Below are 24,497 nucleotides of genomic sequence, written 5' to 3' on the forward strand. Positions count from 1 at the left end.
TGGGTCACCTGGATCACCGAGACGCTCGCAGCGCCGCGCGTAGGCCGGTTTCGTCGAGCACGGCCACACCCATCGCCGACGCCGTGCCCGAAAGCCACGGACGGCGACCCGCTTTCTGTGACTCGCTGCGCCACTCGACGGCCTCGTCGTCCAATGCGGGCGGCTGATCGACACGTTCACCGACCACGCCCCACAAGCCGCCCTTGCCGAGCAGGAAGACCTCGCGCGCGGCATTGTCTCGCTCGCGCAGACCGGTAAGCGTCGCCAACGACAGGATCAGGCGCGGACGCCCGTCGACGTTCAGCGCACCGGCCACGTGGGCCGGCGCGCCCGGGACCGGATCCAGCACGGGGTCCGCGTGCCGCGAGGCCACGGCACCGGCCGGGACGGCCATGGTCATGCCACCGACGCGCAGCCAGGCCCAGCGGTCGTCCTGCACCGGCTCGGCCGGGACAGCCGTGGCTTCCGGCTCATGATCGGCGGTCGCGGGCTCGCTCGTCGTCTCCGCGGCAGCCGATTCGACGGGCGCGGACGCCTCGTCCATCGTCTCCACGGACGACTCGGCCTCCATCGGACGAGATTCGGCACCGGCGGCCTCCAGGAGGTCGGATTCGGCAACGTCGTCGAACTCGGCAGTCACGTCGCTGGCCGCGCCGGTCTCCCCCTCGTCGGCCGGCTGCTCGACGGGGGCGGCGGGCGCCGGGGTGGCGTCGGCGGCGACCGGGGCTTCCTCCGGCACGTTGATCACCTTGAGCCCGGGCGCACGACGGGGTGCGCTGGCCTCGGGCTGGCCATCGGCCTCGGGGTCACGCAGCAGCCCGTCGAGGTAGGCCGTGATCGCGGCGTCCTGATCGACGATCGACTGCCGGCTGTCATGCTGCTTTTCGGCGGCCATCAGCGGGACTCCTGCAGACGGGCACCGCTGGCACCCAGCTCGGCGGCGGGCGCCATCGCCTGCCCCCCGACGTGGGTTTCCAGCCAGTGGAGAAACTGCTTGTACGCCTCGCTGCCGCGGGCGTCCGGTTGGATCATCGGCAAGGGCTTGCCCTGGCGACTCGCCTCGCGGAACTGGGTGTCGATCGGGATGACGTCGGTCCAGACGTCGTCGTGATAGCGATCGTGCAGGATGCGCAGCGTGTCGTGGGAGGCCCGCGTACGACGGTCGAACATGGTCGGCAGGATCACGTACTCGAGTCGCTGCCGGCGCGAGCGCTGCACCATCGCCAAGGTCCGCAGCATCCGCTCGAGGCCCTTGAGCGCGAGGAATTCGGTCTGCACCGGCACGATCAGGAACTCGGCCAGCGCCAGGGCATTGACCATGGTCACGCCCAGGATCGGCGGGCAGTCGATCAGGACGTAGTCATAGTCGTCGCGGATGCGGTCGATCGAGCGCTTGAGCACCAGCCCCATGCCGTCACGCATGCCGAGCTGACGGTCGAGCGTGGCGAGCGCCGTGGAGGCCGGCATCAGGCTGATGCCGTCGAACGCGGTGGGGTGCACCACGCGGGCCGGGTCGAGCGGCTGGCCCTCGGCGGCCGACTTGAACAGCGAGTAGACACTCGCGCCCGGGGCCTCGGGTTCCATGCCGAAGTAGACGGTCATGGAACCGTGCGGGTCGAGGTCGACCAGCAGCACCCGCTTGCCTTCGCGGGCGAGATGCCCGGCCAGGCTGACGCTGGTGGTGGTCTTGCCCACCCCGCCCTTCTGATTCGCTACGGCCCAGATCTTCATCGCAATGCCCCTCCGATCGCCGCGCCGATCTGCCCCAGGGGCAGGATCGACTCGGCCAGGTTTGCCTTGGCCACGGCCGCCGGCATCCCGTAGATGACGCTGGTCGCCTGATCCTGCGCCCAGACATGACCGCGCGCCGCAGTGACCTGACGCGCCCCTTCGGCGCCGTCGTCCCCCATGCCGGTCAGCACCACCGCCAGCAGGTCGTCCCCGGCCACGCGCGCGGCCGAGGAAAACGCCAGGCTGACGCTCGGCCGGTAGTGTTCATCGGCAACCGGGGCGCGCAGGTTGAGCTTGTAGGCACCGTGCCGTCCGGCGAGCTCGCCGTGCTTGCCACCCGGGATGACGTAGGCGGTGCCCGGGCGGAGCACCTCGCCGTCGGAGGCCTCGATCACGCGGATCGGCATGGAGTCGTTCAGCCGCTGGGCGAACGGGCCGGTGAAGGCGCCGGGCATGTGCTGGGCGATCACGATCGGCACCGGAAAGTCCGTGGGCAGCTTGCCGAGCACGGCCGGCACGGCGGCCGGGCCACCGGTCGATGCACCGATCACGACCAGGCCCTGGCGGCTGAGAAAGCCGCTGGGCGCACTTCGCCCGCCGCGTTGTCGCGGTTCGGAAGCCGCCGGAGGGGTCTCCGAACGTGCCCCGGCACCAGCCCCCCCGGAGCCGGACTCGCGCTGCGAGCGCAGCGCCAGCATACGTACCCGCGAGCACAGCCGCCGCCCGGAGCGGGCCAGCGTATCCTCCGGGTCGTCGCCGTTCTTGGGAAAAAAGTCGACCGCGCCGGCATCCAGCGCATCGAGCGTGGCCTCGGCCCCGGCCTTGGTCAGGGCCGAGAGCATCAGGATGGGGGTCGGGCAACGATCCGTGATCCGTCGCACCGCCGAGATGCCGTCCATGATCGGCATCTCGACGTCCATGGTGATGATGTCGGGCTTGAGTTCGCAGGCCTTGAGCACGGCCTGACGGCCGTTTGACGCCTCGCCCACCACTTCCAGGCGCGGGTCGCTGGAGAAGACCTCACGCAGCGCACGGCGAAAGAACAGCGAGTCGTCGACGATCAGAAGGCGGATCGGCATCGGTCAGGCCACCGAACGCAGGCGTTGACGACCACGGCCGGTGTTGCGGCGCACCATGCCCGGCAGGTCGAGGATCAGGGCGATGTGTCCGTCGCCGGTGATGGTCGCGCCGGCAAACCCGTCGACCACCCGCAGGAGCTCGCCCAAGGGCTTGATCACCACTTCTTCCTGGCCGATGACCGAGTCGACCACCAGGGCCATCAATTGCGCGCCATGCTGGACCATGACCACCTGGTCGGTCTCGCAGCGCGTGCCCGGCTTTTCGCCACGCAGGGCCAGCCAGTCGGTCATGCGGAACAGCGGCACGGCGCGGTCGCGCACCGTGATGGTCGACTGGCCGTCGACCACGTTCACTTCCTTGTCGGCCATCTCGAAGATCTCGTTGACCACCGACAGCGGGATGGCGTACTTGCGACCGGAGACGATCACCATCAGCGTCGGCAGGATCGCCAGCGTCAGCGGTACCTTGATGTTGATCTGGGTACCCTCGCCCTGCACCGAGTCGATGCTGATGGTGCCCGAGAGCTTGGTGATCGCGGTCTTGACCACGTCCATGCCCACGCCACGACCGGAAATGTCGGAAATCTGGTCTTTGGTGGAAAAGCCCGGGTGCAGGATCAGCTCGAAGCATTCCTGGTCGGTGAGGCGCTCGGCGGTGTCGGGATCGACCACCCCCTTCTCCACGCCCTTGCGACGCAACACCTCGGCGTCCATCCCGGAGCCGTCATCCTGGATGGACAGGCGAATGTGATCGCCCTCCTGCGCGGCCGAGAGCAGCACGGTACCCGCGCGATCCTTGCCGTTCGCCTCGCGGTCGTCCGGCATCTCGATGCCGTGGTCGACCGCGTTGCGTACCAGGTGGATCAGCGGGTCGGCCAGGGCCTCGACCAGGTTCTTGTCGAGGTCGGTGTCCTCGCCCTCGAGCTCGAGGTTGACCTCCTTGCCCAGCGTGCGCGCGGTATCGCGCACCACCCGCGGGAAGCGGCCGAACACCTTCTTGACCGGCTGCATGCGGGTCTTCATCACCGCGCCCTGCAGGTCGGAGGTGACCATGTCGAGCGTGGCGATGACCGAGGCGATCTCCTCGTTCTCGAAGGTCGACTTGAGCGTGTTCATGCGGTTGCGCACCAGCACCAGCTCGCCCACCAGGTTCATGATGCTGTCGAGCCGTTCGGTATCGACACGCACGGTGGTTTCCACCGGGGCCTTGTGGGCGTCGGCGCCCTTGGCCTTGGCCTCCGGCTTGGTGGACTCGGCAGGCTTTGCCGCCGGCTTGGGCGGTTCGCTCTTGGCGGCGGCCGGCTGCGGCGACGGCGCGGGGGCAGCCGCCTCGGCCGGCTCATCGGCCTTGGGGGCCGCGGCCGTCGGCCCCTTGCCCTTGCCGTAGAGCCCGTCGAGCACCGCCTCGAATTCCTCGTCGGTGATCTCGTCGGAATCCGCGGCGCTGCTCGCCTCCTCGGCGTTGTCGGCATCCGCCTCCGGCGTCGGCGCCTGGAACTTGCCCTTGCCGTGGAGTTCGTCGAGCAGGCTCTCGAACTCCTCGTCGCTGATCAGGTCGTCGGCGCCGCCGCTTGCCGACGGGGATTCCGACTCGGCAGCATCCAGGTCGGCGAGCATGCGATCGAAGGCGTCGTCCTCGTCGGCCATGGGCTCGGTGGCCGGGGTGGGTTCGGCGCGCGCGGAGGCCTCGCTCGGGGCGGGCTCGGCCGGGGCGGCGGGCGCGGGGGCGTCGTCCTGGTGGGCCAGCCCCTCGATTTCCTTGAGGAAGGCCTTGGAGACGTCTTCCGGGTACTGGCCGCCACGCAGGGCGTCGAACATGTCGTTGAGCACGTCGATCACCTGCAGCATCACGTCCATGATGCGGCTGTTCATGGTGATCTCGTGGTTGCGCAGCAGGTTGAAGATGTCCTCGGCGCGGTGGCAGACCTCCACCAGCGGGTGCACCTCGAGGAAGCCGGCCCCGCCCTTGATGGTATGGAAGGCGCGGAACACCGAATTGAGCCGGTCGGCGTCATCGGGCGACTGCTCCAGCTCGATCAGCTGCTGATCCAGCCCGTTGAGCAGCTCACCGGCCTCGATCAGGAAGTCCTGCAACAGCTCGTTGTCGGGTTCGAATGCCATGCTTGCCTCTCATTCGCTCGGTGGCGTTTCCCTGTGGGCGCCACGTTCCTGCCCGGCCGTGCCGGACGGGCAATTTTCTCGACCGGCCGGGTCAGAACCCCAGGCTGGCGAGTAGGTCGTCGACGTCGTCCTGGTTCTTGACCACGTTGTCCCCGGCGTTGGGCAACTGCGGCCCGACGCCGTCCTCGGCCCGCTCGACCGGGGCGGACCTGCCGTCCTCTCCCTTGGCGCCGCGTACCGGGGCGGTAATCTGCAACAGCCCGACCAGCTTTTCCTCGAGCTGCTCGAGCAGGTCGATCACCCGCATCAGGAGCTGGCCGGACAGGTCCTGGAATTCCTGGGCCATCATGATCTCGGTGAGCTGCCCCTTGAGGCGCTCGGCGCAATTCGTGGTCGAGTCGAGGTAACGCGTCATCGAGTCGACCACGCCGCCCAGGCGAGCGTTATCGGCCTCGCTCGCGGCGACTTTAGCCAGCTCGCCCTTGAGTCGCTGCGAGCGATCGACGATCTGCTCGGCAGTGGGCGTGGCTTCCTCGGTGATGGTCAGGGTGCGCGTGGCCGCCTGCTCGGTCAGGGTGATCACGTAGCGAAGGCGGTCGCGCGCGTCCGGCATCTCGTCCTCGGCCAACGCGCCCAGGCGCTCGTCCTCGGCGAAGCTCTTCAAGGTGTCGTGCACCTCGCGGGTCATCCGCCCGACCTCGTCGAAGATGTTGCCCGAGTAGGCAGCCGTGAGCTCGCCGATCAGTTGCGCCTCACCGGCCGAATCCTCGTTCTCGATCGCTTCCACCAGCGCGCGGGCATCGGCCAGACGCTTCTCGCGACCGACCACGGGCTGGAAATCCTGCTCTTCTGTTTGAGTCATCCCGCGCCCCTACGATTCGACGCGTTCGAAGATCTTGTCGATCTTCTCCTTGAGGGTGGCCCCGTTGAACGGCTTGACGATATAGCCGTTCACGCCCTCCTGGGCGGCGAGCACGATCTGCTCGCGCTTGGCCTCGGCGGTCACCATCAGCACCGGCAGACTGGCGAGGTTCGCATCGGCACGGACCGCCCGCAGCAGGTCGATGCCGGTCATGCCGGGCATGTTCCAGTCGGTGACGAGAAAATCGAAATTGCCCTGCTTAAGCAGCGGCAATGCCGTCTGGCCATCATCGGCCTCCTCAATGTTCGTGAAGCCAAGCTCCTTGAGGAGGTTCTTGATGATCCGGCGCATCGTGGAGAAATCGTCCACCACGAGGATCTTCATGTTTCGGTCCATTTTCGCCCCTGGGATCGTTTGTCAGTACCAGGCAGGTTGCCTTGTTCGGGTTGCTTGATAGGGTCTATCGGCGCCGACCGGAAATAATTGAGCCCGTCGCTGCAACGGGCGCGGTATCGGTCGGCTATTTCCAGGCGTTCATCGCGGTCTTCAACCGCATGATCGCCTTGTTGTGGATCTGGCAGACGCGCGACTCGCTGACGCCGAGCACCGCGCCGATCTCTTTCTGGTTGAGTTCCTCGACATAGTACAGGGACATCACCAGTCTTTCCCGTTCGGGGAGCTCGTCGATGCAGTCGGCGAGATCGCGCTGGAAGTGATCCTCGGCCAGCGCCTCGTCGGGTTGCCGGCTGTTGGGATCGGCGATGTCGAAGGTCTCGTTTTCCGATTCGCCGCCGTGATCGAGCGAGCCCACGTGCACCGAGGAGGAATCGGTGAGTGCGGCGTGGTACTCGTCGAGGGTGATGCCCATGCGCTCGCAGACCTCGGCATCACGCGCCTCGCGCCCGGTCTCGGACTCGATCTCCGCCACGGTCTGGGCGATCTCGCGCTGGCGCCGGTAGACCGAGCGCGGCGCCCAGTCGTTGCGACGCACCTCGTCGAGCATCGCGCCACGGATGCGCAGCCCGGCGTAGGTCTCGAACGACGCGCCCTTGTCGCCATCGAACAGGCGCGCGGCATCCAGGAGCCCGACCATGCCGGCCTGGATCAGGTCCTCGGCCTGGACGTGCGAAGGCAACCGGCCGAGCAGGTGGAAGGCGACCCGCTTGACGAGATCGGCGTGCTTGGCGACCAGTGCTTCGGTCGATCCGGCCTGAACGTTCTGATACATGGCGCGTGCATTCATAGCAGGTTCTCGGGGTCCAGCTCGGCGTTGTTCACCAGTCGCTCGACGAAAAACTGCAACTGCCCCTGCGGCCCGCGCGGCACTGGCCACTGGTTGACCTTGTCCGCCATCGCCGTGAACGCCCGCGTCGACTTCGCCCCGCCGTAAAGCTGCACGACGGTCTTCTGACGCTGCACCGCCCGACGCAGGTAATCGTCGAACGGCACCGATCCCATGTGGGTGAGCGTCACGTCGAGAAACCGCTTGGCCGCCACCGAGAGCTTCTCGAACAGCCGCCGCCCCTCGGCGGCATCGCGCACCATGTTCGCGACCACGTGGAAGCGGGTGACGTCGTGCTCGCGCGATAGCACCTTGATGACCGCGTAGGCATCGGTGATCGAGGCGGGTTCGTCACAGACCACCACGACCACCTCGCTGGCCGCCTCGGCGAAGCGCACCACCGAGTCGGCGATGCCCGCGGCCGAATCGACCACCAGGGTGTCGACCGGCCAACGCATGCCGGAGAAGGCCGAGATCAACCCGGCGTTCTCGGCGGGCGTCAGCCCGGCCATGCTGGCCACCCCGCTGGCCGCCGGCAGGATGCCGATGCCCTCGGGGCCTTCGAGCATGATCTCGTCGAGGGTCGCCTGCCCGGCGAGCACGTGGGACAGATTGCCCCGGGACTGTAGACCAAGCAGGACGTCGACGTTGCCGAGCCCCAGGTCGGCATCCATCAATACCACCCGGTCGCCGCTGCGCGCGAGTGCCACGGAAAGGTTGACCGAGACGTTGGTCTTGCCCACGCCGCCCTTGCCGCTGGTCACGGCGATCACCCGCACCGGGCGATTGGCGTTGGCGTGGCGCGCCCCGTCGGCCTGGTCGTGGCCGCTGACGGGTTGGGTTGTCATCCGGCTTGATTGAGCATCCACAGCGGATCATCCCGGTCGGTGTGTTCGAGTTGTGACTGCCCCATTTCCAGGGCCTGCTTGATCAGGTCGGCGGCCTTCGGGAACCAGAGGTCCTCCGGCACGCGCTGACCGACGCCGGCGCAGACCAGCGGCAGCCGGTGCGGCTCGCCGTCGGCCCCGGCCAGCGGGCGGACCAGGGCGGCGAGCCCGCCGCCGAGCAGGACGGTCTCGTCGAGCTTGGTCAGCACGGTGCCGTGCAGCGGCAGGCCGGCAAAGCGTTTCTTGACGTCCTCGAGCGCCGGGTACTGGGCGTTGGCGGACAGCACCAGCAGGAGCTTGACCGCCTCGCCCGCGCCCATCAGGGCCTCGAGCTTCTGCATCATGCGGAAGTCGCGCTGCGACATCCCGGAGGTGTCGATCAGCACCAGGTGCTTATCGGAAACGGCCTCGAGCAGCTGCGCCAGGTGCGTCTCGTCCCGGGCGATGTGCAACGGCACATTAAGGATACGGGCGTAGTTGCGCAACTGCTCCTGGGCGCCGATGCGGAAGCGGTCGGTGCTGATCAGCGCCACCGAGTCGCGGCCGCGATGCAGGACCGAGCGCGCGGCCAGCTTGGCAAGCGTGGTGGTCTTGCCCACGCCGGTCGGGCCGACGAAGGCATACACGCCGCCGGCCTCGACCGGGTCTTCGGCCCGGTGCTCGAGCTGCTCGCCGAGCATCTTGAGCGCCTCGACAAAGGCGCGCTCCGGCTGGGCCCGTGCCGCGGCGCGACCCAGTTCGCGTGCCAGGCCGGTCGGCAGGCCGATGTCCTGCAGGCGCTGGACGGTGGACACCTCGGCCGGATGCGCCTGGCTGAAACGGTGCCATTCCATCACGGAAAGCTGGCGCTCGAACAGGTCGCGCAGCTGGGCGACCTCCTCGGTCAGCGTCGACAGGCGGCCCTCGGCCTCGCCCTGCTCCTCGACCAGCCAGTCCCAGTGCGAGGGCGTGCGCTTGGTCGAGCGCGCGGCCGGCTCGTCGGCCGCGTCGGGCTCGGCCGACGAGGGGGCCAGCTGCTCGCTCCAGGCGGCCAGTGCCTCGGAGAAGGCGGCCCGATCGGCATCCGACTCGCCGCCGGCCGAGGCGTCTGCCCCCTCGTCGGCCGCGGCCGACTCGGTCGCCCGATCGGCAACCTGGTCGGCCTCCGCCTTGCGGCTGCGCTCGGCGAGCATCTCGGCGGTGGTCTTCGGGGCGGTGTCGGCGGCCTCCGCCGGCTCGGGCTCGGTCGGTCGGGCCGGGCGCGGCGCGTGCTCCGGCCGGGCACGTTCGGTCCGTGCCGCCGGGCGCTCCGAGGCGCCAGCAATCCGGCTGGCCGACTGCTGCGCGGCCGCCAGCTGGATCGCCTTCTCGTCGAAGTCCATCGCGGCAATCACCTCCACGCCGCCGGAGACCGGCTTGTTGGAGAGGATGACGGCCTCGTCACCGAACACGCGCCGTACCTGACGCATGGCCTCGCGCATGTCACTGGCGATGATTCGCTTGATTTTCATGTATCCACCAGACCCTTAGCGGTTGGGTTGTCCGGGCGAGTCGTCAGCCATCGTTCTGGTTGCCGACGCTCGCCACCACGCGTATTTCTTTGTTGTCCGGTATCTCGTGATAACTCAGCACGCTGAGCGTCGGGATCGAGTGCCGGACCATGCGCGAGAGCCAGCTGCGAATCTGCGGCGCCACCAGGAGAATGGCCGGCTTGCCACTCTGCTCCTGACGCTCGGCCGCGTCCTTGAGCGACTTGTGCAGCCGCTCGGCCAGGCCGGGCTCGATTCCGGGGGCCTGATTCCCGCGCTGGGTACTATTAAGCAAGAGCTGTTCCAACTGCGGATCCAGCGTGATGACCGGCACGGTCGGCGCCAAGCCGTTGATGTGCTGGACGATCATCCGGCCCAAGGCCATGCGCACGCTCTCCGTCAATTCCCCGACGTCCTGGGTGCGCTGCCCCTGGATCGTCAAGGTTTCGGCAATCGTGCGAATGTCGCGGATCGGAATCCGCTCGGCCAGCAGCTGCCCCAGCACCTCGACGATGGTGGTCATCGGCAGGGTCTTGGGCACCAGGTCCTCGACCAGCTTCGGACTGCTTTGCTTGAGCGTGTCGAGCAGCTGCTGCGCCTGCTCGTAGCCGAACAGGTCGGCGGCGTTGTCACCCAGGATCTGCGACAGGTGGGTGGCGACCACGGTGGCCGGGTCGACCACGGTGTAACCGAGCGCCTGGGCCTCTTCCTTCTGGCCGCGATCGATCCAGTAGGCCTTGAGACCGAAGGCCGGATCGGTGGTCTGGATGCCCTTGATGTCGCCGGAGACCTGGCCCGGATTGATGGCCATGTCGCGGTCGGGGAATATCTCGGCGGTGCCGATCGGCACGCCGTTCAAGCTGATGCGGTACTCGTTGGGCTTCAAGTCCAGGTTGTCGCGGATGTGGACCGTCGAGATCAGAAAGCCCAGGTCCTGCGAGAGCTTCTTGCGCACGCCCTTGATGCGCGGCATCAACTGGCCGCCCTGGTTGCGGTCGACCAGCGGGATCAGGCCGTAACCGACCTCCAGGCCGATCAGGTCGACCGGGGGCACGTCGTCCCAGGTCAACTCCTTGACCTCGGGCTTGGCCTGCGCCGGGGCGGCCTCCGCGGCCGCCTTCTCGGCCGCCTCGGTCGCCTTGCGACGCGACACCAGCCAGGCACCGCCACCGGCCAGCGCGGCCAGGAACAGGAAGGCGGCGTTGGGCATGCCCGGCACCAGGCCGAGGCCGGCCATCAGGCCCGCGGCCACGCCCAGCACGCGCGGGTCGGAGAACATCTGGTTCTGGACCTGCTTGCCCATGTCCTCCTTCGAGGCGGTCACCCGCGTGACGATGATGGCAGTCGCCGTCGAGATCAAAAGCGACGGGATGGTGGCGACCAGGCCGTCACCGATGGTCAGCAGGACGTAGGTCTCGGCCGCGCTGCCAAACGGCATGCCGTGCTGCGCGACACCGATCAGCAGGCCGCCGATCACGTTGATGAACACGATCAGGATGCCGGCGATCGCATCACCGCGGACGAACTTGGAGGCACCGTCCATCGAGCCGTAGAAGTCGGCCTCGGAGGCGATTTCCTCGCGCCGGGCGCGGGCCTGTTCCTGGTTGAGGATGCCGGCGTTGAGATCGGCGTCGATCGCCATCTGCTTGCCGGGCAGCGAGTCGAGGGTGAAGCGCGCGGAGACCTCGGAAACCCGCCCGGCGCCCTTCGTGATGACCACGAAGTTGATCACCATCAGGATGATGAACACCACCAGGCCGACGGCGTAGTTGCCGCCGATGACGAAGTTGCCGAAGGCCTCGATCACGTTGCCGGCCGCCCCGGGACCCTCGTGGCCGTTGAGCAGCACCACCCGCGTGGAGGCCACGTTGAGTGCCAGTCGCAGCAGGGTCGCGATCAGGATCACCGTCGGGAAGATTGCGAAATCCAGCGGCTTGCCCACGTAGAGCACCACCATCAGGATGATCAGCGACAGGGTGATATTGAAGGTGAACAGGGCGTCCAGGCCCAGCGGCGGCAACGGCACGATCACCATCGCCAGCAGCATGATGATCATCACCGGCGGCCCGATGCCCTGCCCCCGGTACTGGCGCAGGCTGTTGCCGAGGCGGGCGAAATTGAAGTTGGTCAGGCTGGGTTTCATCTAGGCGCGTTCTTCTTGGCTGCGGTGGCGTTATGACATCGGTCGTTGCGGGTCGGGCGTTTCACCTGGCTGCCGCCGTCACTCGGCGGCCGGCACGTCGAAACCCTCGGGCACCTCGGGATCCGGGCGCCCCGGCGTCTGGCCGGCGCCGCGGGCGGCCTCCTTGAGCTGGTAGACGTAGGCCAGCACCTGGGCCACCGCGGTGTAGAGCGCGGCGGGAATCACCTCGTCGATCTCGACATGCGTATACAAGGCCCGTGCCAACGGCGGGGCCTCGAAGATCTCGACCCCGTGCGAGGCGGCGATCTTGCGCAGGTTGAGCGCCATCTCGTCGACGCCCTTGGCCACCACCATCGGCGCGCCCACGCCCTCGGCGTCGTACTTGAGCGCGACGGCGTAGTGGGTCGGGTTGGTGACCACCACGTCGGCCTCGGGCACCGCCTCCATCATGCGCCGCTGCGACATCTGCATCTGCGTCTGGCGGATGCGCTGCTTGATCTCCGGCCGGCCCTCGGTGTCCTTGTGCTCGTCCTTGACCTCCTGGAGGGTCATGCGCTGCTGCTTGTGGTGCTGCCAGATCTGGAACGGCACGTCGACCAGCGCCACCAGCAGCAGGCCCAGGGATACGGCCAGGAATCCCCAGGCGATCAACCAGCCGGCGTGCACCAGGGCGGCGTCGAACGGCTGCAGCCCGAGACTGAGAAATTCGGGTTCGAAGGCAAAGAACACCGCCACGCCAATGGCGGTGATCAGCGTGAACTTGGCGAAGGTCTTGCCGAGTTCCATCAGGGCCTGGACGCCGAAGATGCGCTTGAACCCGGAGATCGGGTTCATCTTGGAGAGTTTCGGCGCCATCGCCTGGGTGGAGAAGTTCCAGCCGCCCACTGCCATGGTGGCCGCGATGGCCAGCACGATGGTGGCGAAGAACAGCGGGACGAAGGAAAGAAAGCCGTCGACAAAGGCATTCGCCAGCCGCGAGAACATGGCCGCCTGGTCGAAGACGTCCGCGCGCTCGATGATGAACGAGTTGCGCACGACCTCGGCCAGCCCGAGCATCATCTGGCCGCCGAACACCAGGAACACCGCGGCCGAACCGACGGTAAGCAGGAAGGAGTTCAGCTCCCGGGAACGCGCCACCTGGCCCTTTTCGCGGGCCTCGCGTAGTCGTTTCGCGGTGGGTTCTTCGGTTTTCTCCTGGCCGTTCTCGTTCTCCGCCACCAACTCACCTCAGGATTTCCGTGATCAGCACGAACGACTGATGCACGAACTGTTCCACGTTCGGGAACCAGAGGGGGGCGGCGAGGAAGAGCAGGAAGAAGCCGATCATCAAGGTGGCGGGGAAACCCACCGAGAAGATGTTCATCTGCGGCGCGGCGCGCGTGATCACGCCCATGGCGAGGTTCACCATCAACAGCGTGGTCACCACCGGCAGCGCGACCAGTACCGCGTTGATGTACATCTGCTGGCCGAACCAGGCGATCGCGCGGAAGTCCTCGGCGGTCAGCCCCACCGGCGAGACCGGGAGGATGATGAACGAGTCCGCCAGCATCTTGACGATCATCGCCGGCACGTTGAGCGCCACCATCAGCAGGGTGACCACGATGGTCAGAAACTGCGAGATCAGCGGCACGCTGACGCCGTTCTGCGGGTCGACCGTCTGGGCAAAACCCAGGCCCATGCTCATGGCGATCGACTCGCCAGCGACCACGAAGGCCGAGATCACCAGGTTGAGGATGAAGCCCATCGCCACGCCGATCAGGATCTGCTGGACGATCATGGTGACCCCGGCGATCGAGAGCGGATCGACCGGCGGTATCTCCGGCACCATCGGCGTGATCACCAGGGAAACCGCCAGGGCGATCAACAGACGAATGCGCACCGGCAGGGACTGCGAGCCGAAGATCGGGGCGACCATCAGCATCGCCCCGACCCGCACCAGCACCCACAGGTAACTGGCGGTCCAGCCGAGGATCTGCTCGATCGCCAGCTCCAAGGCGCGCGCCTCAGGCGATCAGCGAGGGGATGTTGTGAAACAGCCGCTCGGTGAAGTCGACGATCACCTGCAGCATCCACGGCGCGGCCAGCAGGATGGCGACCACCACCGCGATCATCTTGGGGATGAAGCTCAACGTCATCTCGTTGATCTGAGTGGCCGCCTGGAACATGCCGATCAACAAACCGACCGCGAGCGCGGTGAGCAGGATCGGCATCGACAGGTACAGGATGACCGTGAGCGCCTGGCGGGTAAGATCGATAACGGTATCCGGACTCATAGGTACCTCGCAAAACCTGCTACGCCGCCCGATTGCGGTGTCACGTGCTCGCTCACTCCTCGCCTATCGGTTCGATATGTCTCGTCGCTCACTACGCGGTTCCTTGCACTCGGGCGGCTCGCGACGGTTTTTCGAGGCACCTGCATGTCAGCCCCCCATGTAGAAACTGGACGCGAGCGTACCCATCAGGAGCGCCCAGCCGTCGACCAGCACGAACAGCATGATCTTGAACGGCAACGAGACGATCATCGGCGAGAGCATCATCATGCCCATCGACATCAGCACCGAGGCGACCACGAGATCGATGATCAAAAACGGGATGAAGATCAGGAAACCGATCTGGAACGCCGTCTTGAGCTCTGAGGTGACGAAGGCGGCCATCAACACGGTCAACGGCACGTCCTCGGGCGTCTCGAAGTCCGGGTAGTCGCCGATCTCCTGGTAGAGCGCGATGTCGCTTTCGCGCGTCTGGTTGAGCATGAAGGTGCGCAGCGGCTGCGAGGCCCGGTCGATCGCCTCCATCGCGCCGATCTCCTCGGCCATGTACGGCCCGATGCCCTCGTCGTAGGCGGCCTGGAACACCGGCGCCATGATGAACAAGGTCAGGAACAGCGCCAGGCCCAGCAGGATCTGGTTCGAGGGTGTCTGCACGGTGCCCAGCGCCTGGCGCAGCAAGGCCAGCACGATGATGATGCGCGTGAACGAGGTCATCATCAGCAGCAACGACGGCAGCAGGGTGAGCACCGTCATCAGGGCGAGGATCTGCAGCGTCAGGCTGTACTGCGTCTCGCCGTTCTCGCCCTCGGTCAGGGTGACCGCCGGCAGGCCCGGCTCGGCCAGCACCGGCGCACTCGCGCCGAACAGGCCGAGGGCCAGCAACACCAGCAGGAAAAGCCGACCGAGCACGCTAGGGAAACTCTGCACGAATGCCATACCGCTCTGCGCGTCTTGAGCCGGGCAGGTGCAAGGCGTCCGTCCGCCGCGGAAGGGTGACTCCCTTTCCAAGGACGGCAACGCAGCAGATGCCCGGCTCAAGGCGCGCCCTGCGGGGCCTGGCGAGCCGCCTGTGCTCCGCGTTGCGTCGTCTTGACGTGGCCACCGGCACGCCGGCGACGACGCGCCTTGATCACGAACGGCTCGACAGGCCAGAGTGGCATGGCATTCGTGCAGAGTTTCCCTAGCCATCGTTCGAGTTCCCCTTGCTACCTTGGCCACCCTTGCCGAAGCGGGCGGCCAGCTGCGCCTGGAAGGCGTCGCCGAAGCTCGGGTTCTCGCCGTCGCGGCGACGCGGCTCGAGCGGCGGGTCGAGCCAGCCCAGCGACTCGATCGCCCCCTGGCTCACGCCCACCAGCATCTGCCGATCGCCCACGGCCACCAGCAGGATGCGTTCGCGGGGGCCGATCGACATCTGCGTGAGCACCTGCATGGGGTAGTTGCCGGCGCGCGCGTCCAGCCGGCCGACGCGCTTGACCACCCAGACCAGGGCGAACATCAGTACCAGCACCAGGATCAGGCTGATCACCAGCTTGACGAGATAGCTCGGCGCGAGCGGATCGATGGCCTCGGCGGCCCTGGCGGGGCCGGCCAGCAGGAGCAGCATCAGGAACGGAATGACTCGCATGACCATCCCGATCAGCGCAGCTTGCGCAGGCGCTCGGCCGGGCTGATGACGTCGGTCAGGCGGATGCCGAATTTCTCGTTGATCACCACCACCTCGCCGCGGGCGATCAGCGTGCCGTTGACCAGCACGTCCAGCGGCTCGCCGGCCAGCCGGTCGAGCTCGACGATCGAGCCCTGGTTCAGCTGCAGCAGGTTGCGGATATTGATCGCGGTGCGGCCGATCTCCATCGAGATGTTGACCGGCACGTCCATGATCACGTCGAAGTTGACCGGGTTCTCGTCATCGTCGGGATGGGCGCCGTCGGCAAACTGCTCCATGCCGACCGGCTCGGCCTGATCGGCCTCACCCTGGCCGCCTTCCGAGTCGGCCTGTTCGGCCATGGCCGCCGCCCAGTCGTCCTCGGTGGACTTGTCGGATTCTTCAGCCATCGTCTTTGTCTCCTGATTGATTCAACCCGGGGATCTGCGCCCGCAGGATCTCGTTGGGGTGCGTGGCCCGCTCGAGCCGTTCGGGCACCGGCTCCTCGACGCGGATCGCCTTGTTGCCCTTGAACACGCCCATCTTGCCGCGGTAGAGCGGCAAGCCATCGCAGGCCAGCGTGGAGTATTCCGGCATCTCGAAGGGGATCACCTGGCCCACCTCCATGTGCGCCACGTCCTTCAGCGACATGCGCACGTCGGCCAGATGCGCGGTCATCTCGATCTCGGCAAAACCCAGTTCGCGCTTGAGTGCCTTGGTCCAGCGCTCATCGACCTCGAGGCGATCGCCCTGCATGCCGCCGTCGAGCAGGTCGCGGATCGGCTCGATCATCGAGTAGGGCACGACGAAGTCGAACTTGCCCGAACCGCCCTCGACCTCGATGCGGAAGCTCGAGACCACCACCACCTCGGTCGCCGAGACGATGTTCGCCAGCTGCGGGTTCATCTCGTGGCTGACGGTCTCGAACATGATCGGGTAGATGCCCGCCCAGGCGTTCTGCATCTCCTCGGTCGCCTGCTCGAGTACCCGTTTGATCACGCGCAGCTCGGTGGGCGTGAAGTCGCGTCCCTCGATCTTGGCGTGCATGCCGAAGCCGCCGAAGAAGTTGTCGACCAGCGAGAACACCAGTCGCGACTCCATCATGAACATCCCCAGCCCCTTGAGCGGACGCACGTGCATCAGCGTCATCGAGGTGGGCACGAACAGGGTGTGGATGTACTCGGAGAACTTGGTCATCTCCACGCCCTCGATCGAGATCTCGACCGAGCGGCGCAGCATGGAAACCAGGCGAATCCGCAGGCTGCGTGCGAAACGCTCGTTGAGCATCTCGAGCGTCGGCAGCCGACCCCGGACGATGCGCTCCTGGGTGGTGAGGTCGTAGGACTTGGCCTGGGTCGGGTCGCCGACCCCCTGCTCGGTCTCGACGTCGCCCTCGTCGACGCCGTTCAACAGCGCGTCGATCTCGTCCTGGGAGAGGATGTCGGCTTCAGACATAAGCGCCTCGCGCCTGTTGGCCCCGTGGCTCCAACCCCGGGGGCATCACCCAACGCATCACTGCATCAGGAGCTTGGTGAAATACACGTTCTCGACCGGCTGCTCGAGCTCGCTGCCGTCCTCGAGGATCCGGTTGATCTCCTCGGTCAGCGACGCCTGCAGCGCCTCCTTGCCCGCCCGCGTGCGCAGTTCGGCCGAATCGACGTCGCTCAGCACCAGCATCACGTCGTTGACGATCCGCGAGCGCTGGGTCTTGATCAACTCCTCGACCTTCGGGTCGCGGGTGACCAGATCGAGCTGCACCTGCAGCACGTTGGCGTCATTGGGCTTGCTCAGGTTGACCGTGATCGGATCGCCCAGCGAGACGGTGATCGGTGGCCCCTTGGGCTCCTCGGCCTCCTCGCTCTGCTCGGCGGTCTCCTCGCCCTCGCCTGCCGGCTTGTCGTCGCCGGTGAGCAACAGCGTCGTCACCACGGCACCGATCGCCAGGATCACGACAATCAACACCGCGAGCAGGATCACGATCAGCTTGTTGCTACCTTTCTTTTCCGCGGTTGCCTCGTCGCCTTCGGCCATCTCTCGTTCCTCGTCACGTGTTTCGGAGTCGGCCCCGTTGTCGGGGCCGGCAGTCACAATCGGTTTAACAAACGTCCGCGATTCTCACGTGTTTGGCCTTGATTTGCCACTCCCTCACCCGAACCCGCCGCCGGGGGTGGCAGGCGTCTTATGCCAGACGACCCAGGCGGCGACCCGCGCCGTTCGGCTCGGGGTTGCCGTACAGGGCCTGGTCGGCCCGACGGAACCAGCCGTCCGCGTCGTCGCCTTCGCGAAACTGGGCCATCCCGATCCGTGCCCTGAGCGGCACCCGCTCGCCGCCGGGCTCGCGCAGCGGGTGATCGCGGAACCAGTCGAGCAACCGCGCGCCCAGGCGACGCGCCCCCTGGTACGGGGTTTCGGGCAGGATCACCACGAACTCGTCCCCGCCGAGGCGGTAGGCGCTGTCGGTCTCGCGCAGGCAGCGATCCAGGCCCTCGGCCACGCGAGCCAGCGCCCGATCGCCAACGTCGTGGCCGTAGGTGTCGTTGATCGCCTTGAAGCGGGTCATGTCGAGGATCAGCAGGCTTGCCTGGCCACCGTAACGCGCCACGCGGGCATGCACGGCCTTGAGTTCGAGGTCGAAGGCGCGCCGGTTCTTGAGACCAGTCAACGCGTCGTGTTCGGCAGCGATCAGGGCGTGCTCGAGCATGCGCAGGTTGCGCAGCGGGTAGGCCACCACGGCGAGCATCTCGCGCAGTGCGGCCAGTTCGGCCTCGCCCACCGGACGGCGACTGTGCAGGCGCAACCGGCCAAAGGGGCGATCGTCCAGCGACAGGGCGACCGGGATGGTGTGCTCGGACGGCTCGCAGACCGTGCCGCAGTAGCGCTCGTCATCCACCTGCCAGGAAATTGACGTCACGGCCAGCAACCCCTCGACGTGCGACCGGATCGTGTCCAGCGCCGAGCCGACGTTGACGCAACGCAGCAGCGAGGCGAGCAGTGCCTCTGCGCGCGCAGCGGGCGTCTCGATCGCCGCGTGGCGCTCGAGCGGCGCGCGATAGGCGCCGGCGAGGCGAGACGGCGCCTGCCCGCAAAGTGATTCGTCGCTGGTGAGGTAGTAGGCCATGCGGTTAAACCCCTGATGTACGACCACTAAGGTGGTCATCGGTTTGGGTCGTCACGGCGGCGTCCAGGCGCGCACCGTGTCGATGCCCAGGGGCTTATGCAGCATGTATGCCAATCAGGATATGTGGTCGGTCTCAACGCACGACTCGCTGCCCTGCCAGGCGCTCCACTCGCGCCCCGCCGTCCGGCTCAGGACTCCTTGCGCCGCGCCAGTACCTCCGCGTAGACCGCGTTGCGCGACAGCGAGGTGGTCCGGGAGACCACGCGAGCGATGGTCTTGGGCGCCACGCCCTCCTCGATCAGCGCCGAGATCAGCGCCTCGGCCTCGGCCGCCGGCGCCTCCGCCCGGGCGTCGGCCGGCGCCACCATGAACACGAACTCGCCCCGGGCGGGAACGTCGCCGTCGGCCAGCTCCCCGACCAAGGCCTCGAGCGAGCCGTGGGCGAATTGCTCGAAACGCTTGGTCAGCTCGCGAGCGAGCACGGCACGTCGATCACCACCCAGGCGTTCGGCGGCCGCGGCCACGCATTTGACGATCCGGTGGGGCGCCTCGTAGAAGACCAGGGTGGCCTCGACGTCGGCCAGGCGGTCGAGCCGGTCGCGACGCGCCTTGTCCTGCGCCGGCAGAAATCCTTCGAACCAGAAGGGACGGGCCGGCAGGCCCGAGGCCGACAAGGCCGCGATCACGGCCGAGGCACCGGGCACCGGCACCACGGGCAGGCCGGCATCGACCAGCACCCGGACCAGCACCTCGCCCGGGTCGCTGATTGCCGGCGTGCCGGCATCGCTGATCAGCGCCGCCGACTGCCCGTCGGCCAACCGGCGGGCGATGGACTCGCTGGCGCCCCGCTCGTTGTGCTCGTGCAGGGCGACCAGTTCCCGGCGCACCCCGAGGTGATCCAGCAGGACGCGCGCGTGCCGTGTGTCCTCGCAGGCGATGAAGTCCACGCCCTTGAGCACCGAGACCGCGCGCTCGCTGATGTCGGCAAGGTTGCCGATCGGCGTGGCCACCACGTAGAGGTGGCCGGGCTCGACCCAGCGACCACCGGTTTCGCCCGCGGGGCGCGACCCCGCATTCGGACTGGACATTTGGTTATACTCACTCACGATTTTTCAGTGTTTCCGGATCCGTTCGAGCGAACGAGCCATCCTCCCGGTGGTCCACCTCGACCGGAGACCACAACCGAACAGCCGGCGATCAGCCGGACGCGACCCCGTCGTCTCCGGCCGCCAGCACGCAAACCGACACGTTACCGGAGACGGATCGCATGCCGACACGCCCTCGCCCGCTCGCCCACCCTGTCACCCGGCGGGCCCTGATGGCCAGCCTGCTGACCCTGGGCCTCGCTTTGGGCGGCTGTGCCCAGATGGCCACCTCGCCGCAGGATGACCAGCGCAAGGCGGCGCAGACGCAGGTCGACCAGGCCATCAGCGCCGAGGACCCGGCCGCCTTGGCCCGCGCCCGCATGGCGCTCTCTCAGACGCTTTCCGGCGCGGCCCGCGCCGAACAGCAGCTGGGCGCACTGGAAACCGCGATCGATGCCCACGAACTGGCGCTGGCCCGCGAACTCTACCAGCAGGCGGATACCGAGGGGCGCTGGCAGGCGATCAATGCCCGCCGCGCAGCCATTGCCCGCGGTGTGGGCGAATGGAGTGCCGGCAATCCGGATCAGGCCCGGCAAACCATCCATCGCATTCCCCTGCCGCTGGATGCCGACAGCGAGCGCCGACGCCTGATCCTGCTCGGCGCGCTCGAGGCCGAGCTGGGCAATCCCCTGGCCGCGGCACGCTACTACGCCGCGGTCGACGATCGGCTCGCCGACGATCAACGCCAGGAAAACCACGCCCGCCTGTGGAACCGGCTTACCGAGGTGCCGACCGACCGCCTGCGTCGTGCCGCCGAGGACACCACCGACCGCCAGTTTGCCGGCTGGGTGCAACTGGCCCTGACCTACCGCGAACAACCGGGTCAGATCGACCGCTGGATGGCCGATCACCGCAGCCACCCGGCGATCGACAGCGGGTTTATCGAGATGCTCGGCGCCGCCGCCCCGGTGGGCCAGCTGACCGCACCGGCCGCAACCGGCCCGGTCGCCGTCCTGCTGCCGGAAGGCGAGCGCTATGCCGGCATCACCCGCGAGATCCGCGCCGGCATCGAGTACGCCCGCGACAATGGTGCGCTGGGTAGCCGGGAGCTGCTGTTCTTCGACTCGGGCAGCGACCGGATCGGCGCCAACGCCGCGATCGAGCAGGCTCAACGGGCGGGCGCGGCCCTGATCATCGGCCCGTTGCTCAAGGATCAGCTGGGTGCGCTGGCCGCCCTACCGGCCGATGGGCCGCTGGCCATCGCGCTGAATACGCCCCCGTCGGGCGAAAGCCTGCCCGTTGGCGTGGTCAGCTTCTCGCTGTCGCCGGAACAGGACGCCGCGGCGGTCGCCCGGCGCATGTGGACCGACGGCCACCGCCGGGCCGCGATCTTCTCGGCCGACCACCGACTGGGCGAACGCACCCGCGAGGCCTTCGCCAACGAGTTCGAACTGCTGGGTGGCGAGGTCGTCGACCGCGCCCGTTTCGCCTCCGGCCAGACGGATTTCTCCAGCGAACTGCGCGACCTGCTGCGGGTACGCACCAAGTCCGACGACGGCCCATTCCAACCCATCATCCGCGACGACCTCGATGCGATCTTTCTGGCCGCCAGCGGCGACGAGCTGACGCTGGTGGTTCCGCAACTCGACTATTTCGGTGCCGAGGACCTGCCGCGCTACGGCCTGGGACTGGCCTACAACGGCAACCGCGATCCGCGCGGCGATGCCGACAAGGACGGCGTGATCATCCCGATCGCCCCCCTGCTGCTCGCCGGCACGGCCGGCCCGGAACACCCGCTGCGCATCACCTACGAGCAGGCCCAGCTGGCCGGCTCGCTGCCCCGCCTGTTCGCCTTCGGCGCCGATGCCGCGGCACTGGCCGGGCGCATGGACACCCTGTTGCAAGGCGGGACCCTGGACGGGCTGACCGGCGAGCTGTCGGTCACCGCCACCGGCGTGGTCGAGCGCCAGCCGCGCTGGGGGCAGTTCCGGGACGGCCTGATCCGGCCGGTCGACCCGACCCCGGGCGCCGCCCTGCCGGATTCGATCACCAGCCCGACCCGGCTACCGGGCACCACCTCGCCCGACGCGACCATGGGCGGCGCCGACCAACCGACCTTGACGCCCTGACCGGCCGCAAGGCAGTCGATCGAGCATGACACGCCGCGGCATGGACGCCCTACGGCACTGGTGGCGCCGCCACGAGGCTGCTGACGATGGACCGCAGGCCCATCGACGCCGCTTCGGCCAGGAGGCCGAGGCGTTGGCCCTGGCCCACCTCGAGCGGGCCGGCCTCACGCCGTTGCGGCGCAACGCCCGCGCCGGACGCGGCGAGATCGACCTGATCCTGCGCGACGGCGACACCCTGGTGTTCGTCGAGGTGCGCGCCCGCGGTGGCGGGGCCCTGGTGAGTGCCGCGGAAAGCCTGTCGCCGCGCAAGTGCGCCAAGGTGCGCGAAACCGCCGAGCGCCTGATCGCGGCCCAGCCGGCCTGGCAAGGACTCTACTGCCGTTTCGACGTGGTGGCGGTCACGGCGCGCGGCGACCACAATCACATCGACTGGCTGGCCGACGCCTTTTAGGGAAGGTCGGCACGACTCACCATGACGGCACGCAACCACTTCGCCACGACTGCACGGACCCGACACGCATGAGCGACATTCTCGACGGCCTGAAACAACGCTTCGACAAGGATCTCGCCGAGATCGGCCAGTTGCTGGACGCCGGTGCGCCACAGGCGCTCGAGGCCGCGGGCGTCATCCTGACCGCCGTACTGAACGGCCAGCGCGTCTACGCCTGCGGCTCGCGCGAGCGCAGCGACATGGCGCACTACTTCGCCCGACTGATGACCGGGCAACTGGAGCACCCGCGGCCGGGCCTGCCCGTCATGGCCCTGTCCGAATACCCGGGCGGCAAGGAGCCGTTCGTCCGTTCCATTCGCGCACTGGGCGCCCAGAGCGACGTGCTGTTCGCCATCAGCTGCAACGCGGTCGACGGCATCCTGCCAGCGCTGCGCGCGGCCCACGAGCGCGACATGCAGGTGGTCCTGCTCTCGGCGGGTTCCGAAGAGGTGATCGCCCCGCACCTGCACAGCCAGGATCGACTGATCTGCATCCCGACCGAGCGCCCCGGCATCGCCTACGAGACGCAGATCAAGTGCATCCACGCCCTGGTCGACCTGGTCGACCGTCAACTGCTCGGCCTGACCGACTGACTCCCATGAGCGCACTCGACGCCTTCCTCGACCAGCTTGCCCACGTCCTGCCGGCCGAACGCATCCTCCGGGATGCCGGCTCGACCTGGGCCTACGGCATGGACAACAGCCGGGTTCATCACGCCCCGGCGGTGGTGGTCTTCCCGGAAGATCACGACGAGGTGGCCGAGATCATGCGCCTGGCCTACGCCCACCGCGTGCCGGTGACCACGCGCGGACGCGGCACGGGCACGGCCGGCGGCTCGGTGCCGGTACGCGGCGGGGTGGTGCTGGTCACCGATCGCATGACCCGGGTGCTCGACTTTCGCCCCGAGGACCGCCTGATCGTGGTCCAGACCGGGATGATCAACGCCGACCTGCAACGGATCGTCGGCGAACGGGGCTTTTTCTGGCCACCCGACCCGACCAGCAATGCCCTGTGCACCATCGGCGGCAACCTCGGCTGCAACGCCGCCGGTCCGCACGCGGTCAAATACGGCACCACGCGGGAGAACGTGTTGGGCCTCAAGGCCGTCGACGGCCGGGGCCGGACCATCAAGGCCGGCTCGCAGACCACCAAGGGCGTGGTCGGGCATGACCTGACCCGGCTGCTGATCGGCTGCGAGGGCACGCTGGGCGTGATCACCGAAGCAACGCTCAAGCTCACGCCGCTGCCCGAGACCCGGCGCCTGCTGCGCGCCTTCTACCCGGACATGCATGCCGCCTCGGCGGCGGTCTCGCGCGTGATGGCCCAGCCGGCCACCCCGGCGGCGATCGAGTTCATCGACGGCAATGCCCTCGACCTGCTGCGCAAGAACTCGGCGGTCGAGATCCCATCATCCGCGGGGGCCATGCTGATGATCGAGGTCGACGGCGACGAGAGCGGTATCGACGCGACGGTCGAACGGGTGGTCGCGGCGGCGCGCTCGCCGGAGGCCGACATCGCCGTCGCGCAGACCGCCGAGGAACAGGCGCGGCTGTGGGCCGCCCGCAAGGCACTCTCGCCCACCCTGCGCCAGGTCGCGCCGAAGAAGATCAACGAGGACGTGGTCGTGCCGGTCTCGCGCATCCCGCGCCTGATCGAGACCCTGGACGAGATCGCCACCCGGCATGCCATCACCATCGTCAGCTTCGGTCACGCCGGCAACGGCAACATCCACGTCAACCTGCTGGTCGACCCGGACGATCCGGCGCAGATGGCCGGCGCCGAGCAGGCCCTGGACGAGGTGTTCGACGCGGTGCTGCGCCTCGACGGCACGCTCTCCGGCGAGCATGGCATCGGGCTGGTCAAGCGTGAGTTCGTCTCCCGCGAGATCCCGCCGGATTCGCTCGACCTGATGCGCGGCATCAAGGCGGTCTTCGACCCGGCCGGCATCCTCAACCCGCACAAGAAACTGCCCGACCGACCCGACGAGGCATTGCCGTCCTGACTCTGTGGCAGACTGTGCCGTCTAGGGAAACTCTGCAAGAATGCCATGCCACTCTGGCTTGCCCCGCAGGGCACGCCTTGAGCCGGGCACCTGCTGCGTTGTCGTCCTTGGAAAGGGAATCACCCTTCCGCGGCGGACGAACGCCTTG

At 67.8% G+C, this 24,497-nt stretch carries 24 protein-coding genes; 4 read left to right on the forward strand and 20 right to left on the reverse strand.

Going from position 1 to position 24,497, the window contains the following annotated elements; all coding sequences use genetic code 11:
• Positions 1-13 precede the first annotated feature (13 nt).
• The 20 genes from LV475_RS10385 to rsmI all read right to left on the reverse strand — a co-directional run bounded on the left by LV475_RS10385 (position 14) and on the right by rsmI (position 19,731).
• The gene (locus LV475_RS10385) at positions 14-895 is read right to left on the reverse strand and encodes a chemotaxis protein CheW (protein ID WP_136867561.1); all 882 of its coding nucleotides are present in this window, start codon (positions 893-895) and stop codon (positions 14-16) included.
• The gene (locus LV475_RS10390) at positions 895-1,731 is read right to left on the reverse strand and encodes a ParA family protein (protein ID WP_136867560.1); all 837 of its coding nucleotides are present in this window, start codon (positions 1,729-1,731) and stop codon (positions 895-897) included. Before LV475_RS10390 ends, LV475_RS10385 begins: the two co-directional genes overlap by 1 nt.
• Positions 1,728-2,810 carry a protein-glutamate methylesterase/protein-glutamine glutaminase gene (locus tag LV475_RS10395; RefSeq protein WP_136867559.1) on the reverse strand — a complete coding sequence of 361 codons (1,083 nt, stop codon included), beginning with the start codon at positions 2,808-2,810 and terminating at the stop codon, positions 1,728-1,730. Before LV475_RS10395 ends, LV475_RS10390 begins: the two co-directional genes overlap by 4 nt.
• A gap of 3 nt (positions 2,811-2,813) precedes the next feature.
• On the reverse strand, positions 2,814-4,931 hold the full coding sequence (locus LV475_RS10400) for a chemotaxis protein CheA (RefSeq protein WP_136867558.1): 2,118 nt from the start codon (positions 4,929-4,931) through the stop codon (positions 2,814-2,816).
• A 91-nt stretch (positions 4,932-5,022) separates the two neighbouring features.
• Positions 5,023-5,793, reverse strand: coding sequence for a protein phosphatase CheZ (locus tag LV475_RS10405; RefSeq protein WP_250106273.1), 771 nt, complete (start codon positions 5,791-5,793; stop codon positions 5,023-5,025).
• A gap of 9 nt (positions 5,794-5,802) precedes the next feature.
• Positions 5,803-6,189 (reverse strand): chemotaxis response regulator CheY, encoded by a 387-nt coding sequence (gene cheY, locus LV475_RS10410; protein ID WP_136867556.1) that lies wholly within the window; start codon positions 6,187-6,189, stop codon positions 5,803-5,805.
• Positions 6,190-6,313: 124 nt separating this feature from the next.
• Complete coding sequence (locus LV475_RS10415; protein WP_247709529.1) at positions 6,314-7,021, reverse strand: RNA polymerase sigma factor FliA; 708 nt, start codon at positions 7,019-7,021, stop codon at positions 6,314-6,316.
• Positions 7,022-7,032: 11 nt separating this feature from the next.
• Positions 7,033-7,923, reverse strand: a complete 891-nt coding sequence (locus LV475_RS10420; RefSeq protein ID WP_136867554.1) for a MinD/ParA family protein — start codon at positions 7,921-7,923, stop codon at positions 7,033-7,035.
• On the reverse strand, positions 7,920-9,452 hold the full coding sequence (gene flhF / locus LV475_RS10425; protein WP_250106274.1) for a flagellar biosynthesis GTPase FlhF: 1,533 nt from the start codon (positions 9,450-9,452) through the stop codon (positions 7,920-7,922). Before flhF ends, LV475_RS10420 begins: the two co-directional genes overlap by 4 nt.
• A 43-nt stretch (positions 9,453-9,495) precedes the next feature.
• Positions 9,496-11,526, reverse strand: coding sequence for a flagellar biosynthesis protein FlhA (flhA, locus tag LV475_RS10430; protein ID WP_250106302.1), 2,031 nt, complete (start codon positions 11,524-11,526; stop codon positions 9,496-9,498).
• 165 nt (positions 11,527-11,691) lie between these two features.
• Complete coding sequence (gene flhB, locus LV475_RS10435; RefSeq protein WP_136868008.1) at positions 11,692-12,831, reverse strand: flagellar biosynthesis protein FlhB; 1,140 nt, start codon at positions 12,829-12,831, stop codon at positions 11,692-11,694.
• 4 nt (positions 12,832-12,835) lie between these two features.
• Positions 12,836-13,606, reverse strand: coding sequence for a flagellar biosynthetic protein FliR (gene fliR, locus LV475_RS10440; RefSeq protein ID WP_136868007.1), 771 nt, complete (start codon positions 13,604-13,606; stop codon positions 12,836-12,838).
• A 10-nt stretch (positions 13,607-13,616) separates the two neighbouring features.
• Positions 13,617-13,886 (reverse strand): flagellar biosynthesis protein FliQ, encoded by a 270-nt coding sequence (fliQ, locus tag LV475_RS10445; RefSeq protein ID WP_125198803.1) that lies wholly within the window; start codon positions 13,884-13,886, stop codon positions 13,617-13,619.
• 147 nt (positions 13,887-14,033) lie between these two features.
• Positions 14,034-14,810 (reverse strand): flagellar type III secretion system pore protein FliP, encoded by a 777-nt coding sequence (gene fliP, locus LV475_RS10450; RefSeq protein WP_430886876.1) that lies wholly within the window; start codon positions 14,808-14,810, stop codon positions 14,034-14,036.
• Between the two features lie 253 nt (positions 14,811-15,063).
• The gene (gene fliO / locus LV475_RS10455) at positions 15,064-15,507 is read right to left on the reverse strand and encodes a flagellar biosynthetic protein FliO (RefSeq protein ID WP_169303611.1); all 444 of its coding nucleotides are present in this window, start codon (positions 15,505-15,507) and stop codon (positions 15,064-15,066) included.
• An 11-nt stretch (positions 15,508-15,518) separates the two neighbouring features.
• Positions 15,519-15,935, reverse strand: a complete 417-nt coding sequence (fliN, locus tag LV475_RS10460; RefSeq protein ID WP_250106275.1) for a flagellar motor switch protein FliN — start codon at positions 15,933-15,935, stop codon at positions 15,519-15,521.
• Positions 15,928-16,980: a flagellar motor switch protein FliM gene (gene fliM / locus LV475_RS10465; protein ID WP_250106276.1), complete on the reverse strand. Its 1,053-nt coding sequence runs from the start codon at positions 16,978-16,980 to the stop codon at positions 15,928-15,930. Before fliM ends, fliN begins: the two co-directional genes overlap by 8 nt.
• A gap of 57 nt (positions 16,981-17,037) precedes the next feature.
• Positions 17,038-17,556, reverse strand: coding sequence for a flagellar basal body-associated FliL family protein (locus tag LV475_RS10470; RefSeq protein ID WP_136867059.1), 519 nt, complete (start codon positions 17,554-17,556; stop codon positions 17,038-17,040).
• Positions 17,557-17,704: 148 nt separating this feature from the next.
• Positions 17,705-18,682, reverse strand: coding sequence for a GGDEF domain-containing protein (locus LV475_RS10475; protein ID WP_136867060.1), 978 nt, complete (start codon positions 18,680-18,682; stop codon positions 17,705-17,707).
• 149 nt (positions 18,683-18,831) lie between these two features.
• Positions 18,832-19,731, reverse strand: a complete 900-nt coding sequence (rsmI, locus tag LV475_RS10480; protein WP_136867061.1) for a 16S rRNA (cytidine(1402)-2'-O)-methyltransferase — start codon at positions 19,729-19,731, stop codon at positions 18,832-18,834.
• A gap of 179 nt (positions 19,732-19,910) precedes the next feature.
• Here rsmI and LV475_RS10485 point away from each other — a divergent pair, with 179 nt between their 5' ends.
• The 4 genes from LV475_RS10485 to LV475_RS10500 all read left to right on the forward strand — a co-directional run bounded on the left by LV475_RS10485 (position 19,911) and on the right by LV475_RS10500 (position 24,349).
• Positions 19,911-21,857, forward strand: a complete 1,947-nt coding sequence (locus LV475_RS10485) for a penicillin-binding protein activator (protein ID WP_136867062.1) — start codon at positions 19,911-19,913, stop codon at positions 21,855-21,857.
• Between the two features lie 25 nt (positions 21,858-21,882).
• On the forward strand, positions 21,883-22,308 hold the full coding sequence (locus LV475_RS10490) for a YraN family protein (RefSeq protein WP_231505803.1): 426 nt from the start codon (positions 21,883-21,885) through the stop codon (positions 22,306-22,308).
• Positions 22,309-22,376: 68 nt separating this feature from the next.
• Positions 22,377-22,940, forward strand: a complete 564-nt coding sequence (locus LV475_RS10495) for a phosphoheptose isomerase family protein (RefSeq protein WP_136867063.1) — start codon at positions 22,377-22,379, stop codon at positions 22,938-22,940.
• A gap of 5 nt (positions 22,941-22,945) precedes the next feature.
• A complete protein-coding gene (locus LV475_RS10500; RefSeq protein WP_136867064.1) occupies positions 22,946-24,349 on the forward strand; it encodes an FAD-binding oxidoreductase in 1,404 nt (467 codons plus the stop codon).
• The last annotated feature ends 148 nt before the right edge of the window (positions 24,350-24,497 follow it).

Origin of the sequence: Guyparkeria hydrothermalis (genome assembly GCF_023555375.1) — a bacterium.
Taxonomy (GTDB): Bacteria; Pseudomonadota; Gammaproteobacteria; order Halothiobacillales; family Halothiobacillaceae; genus Guyparkeria; species Guyparkeria hydrothermalis.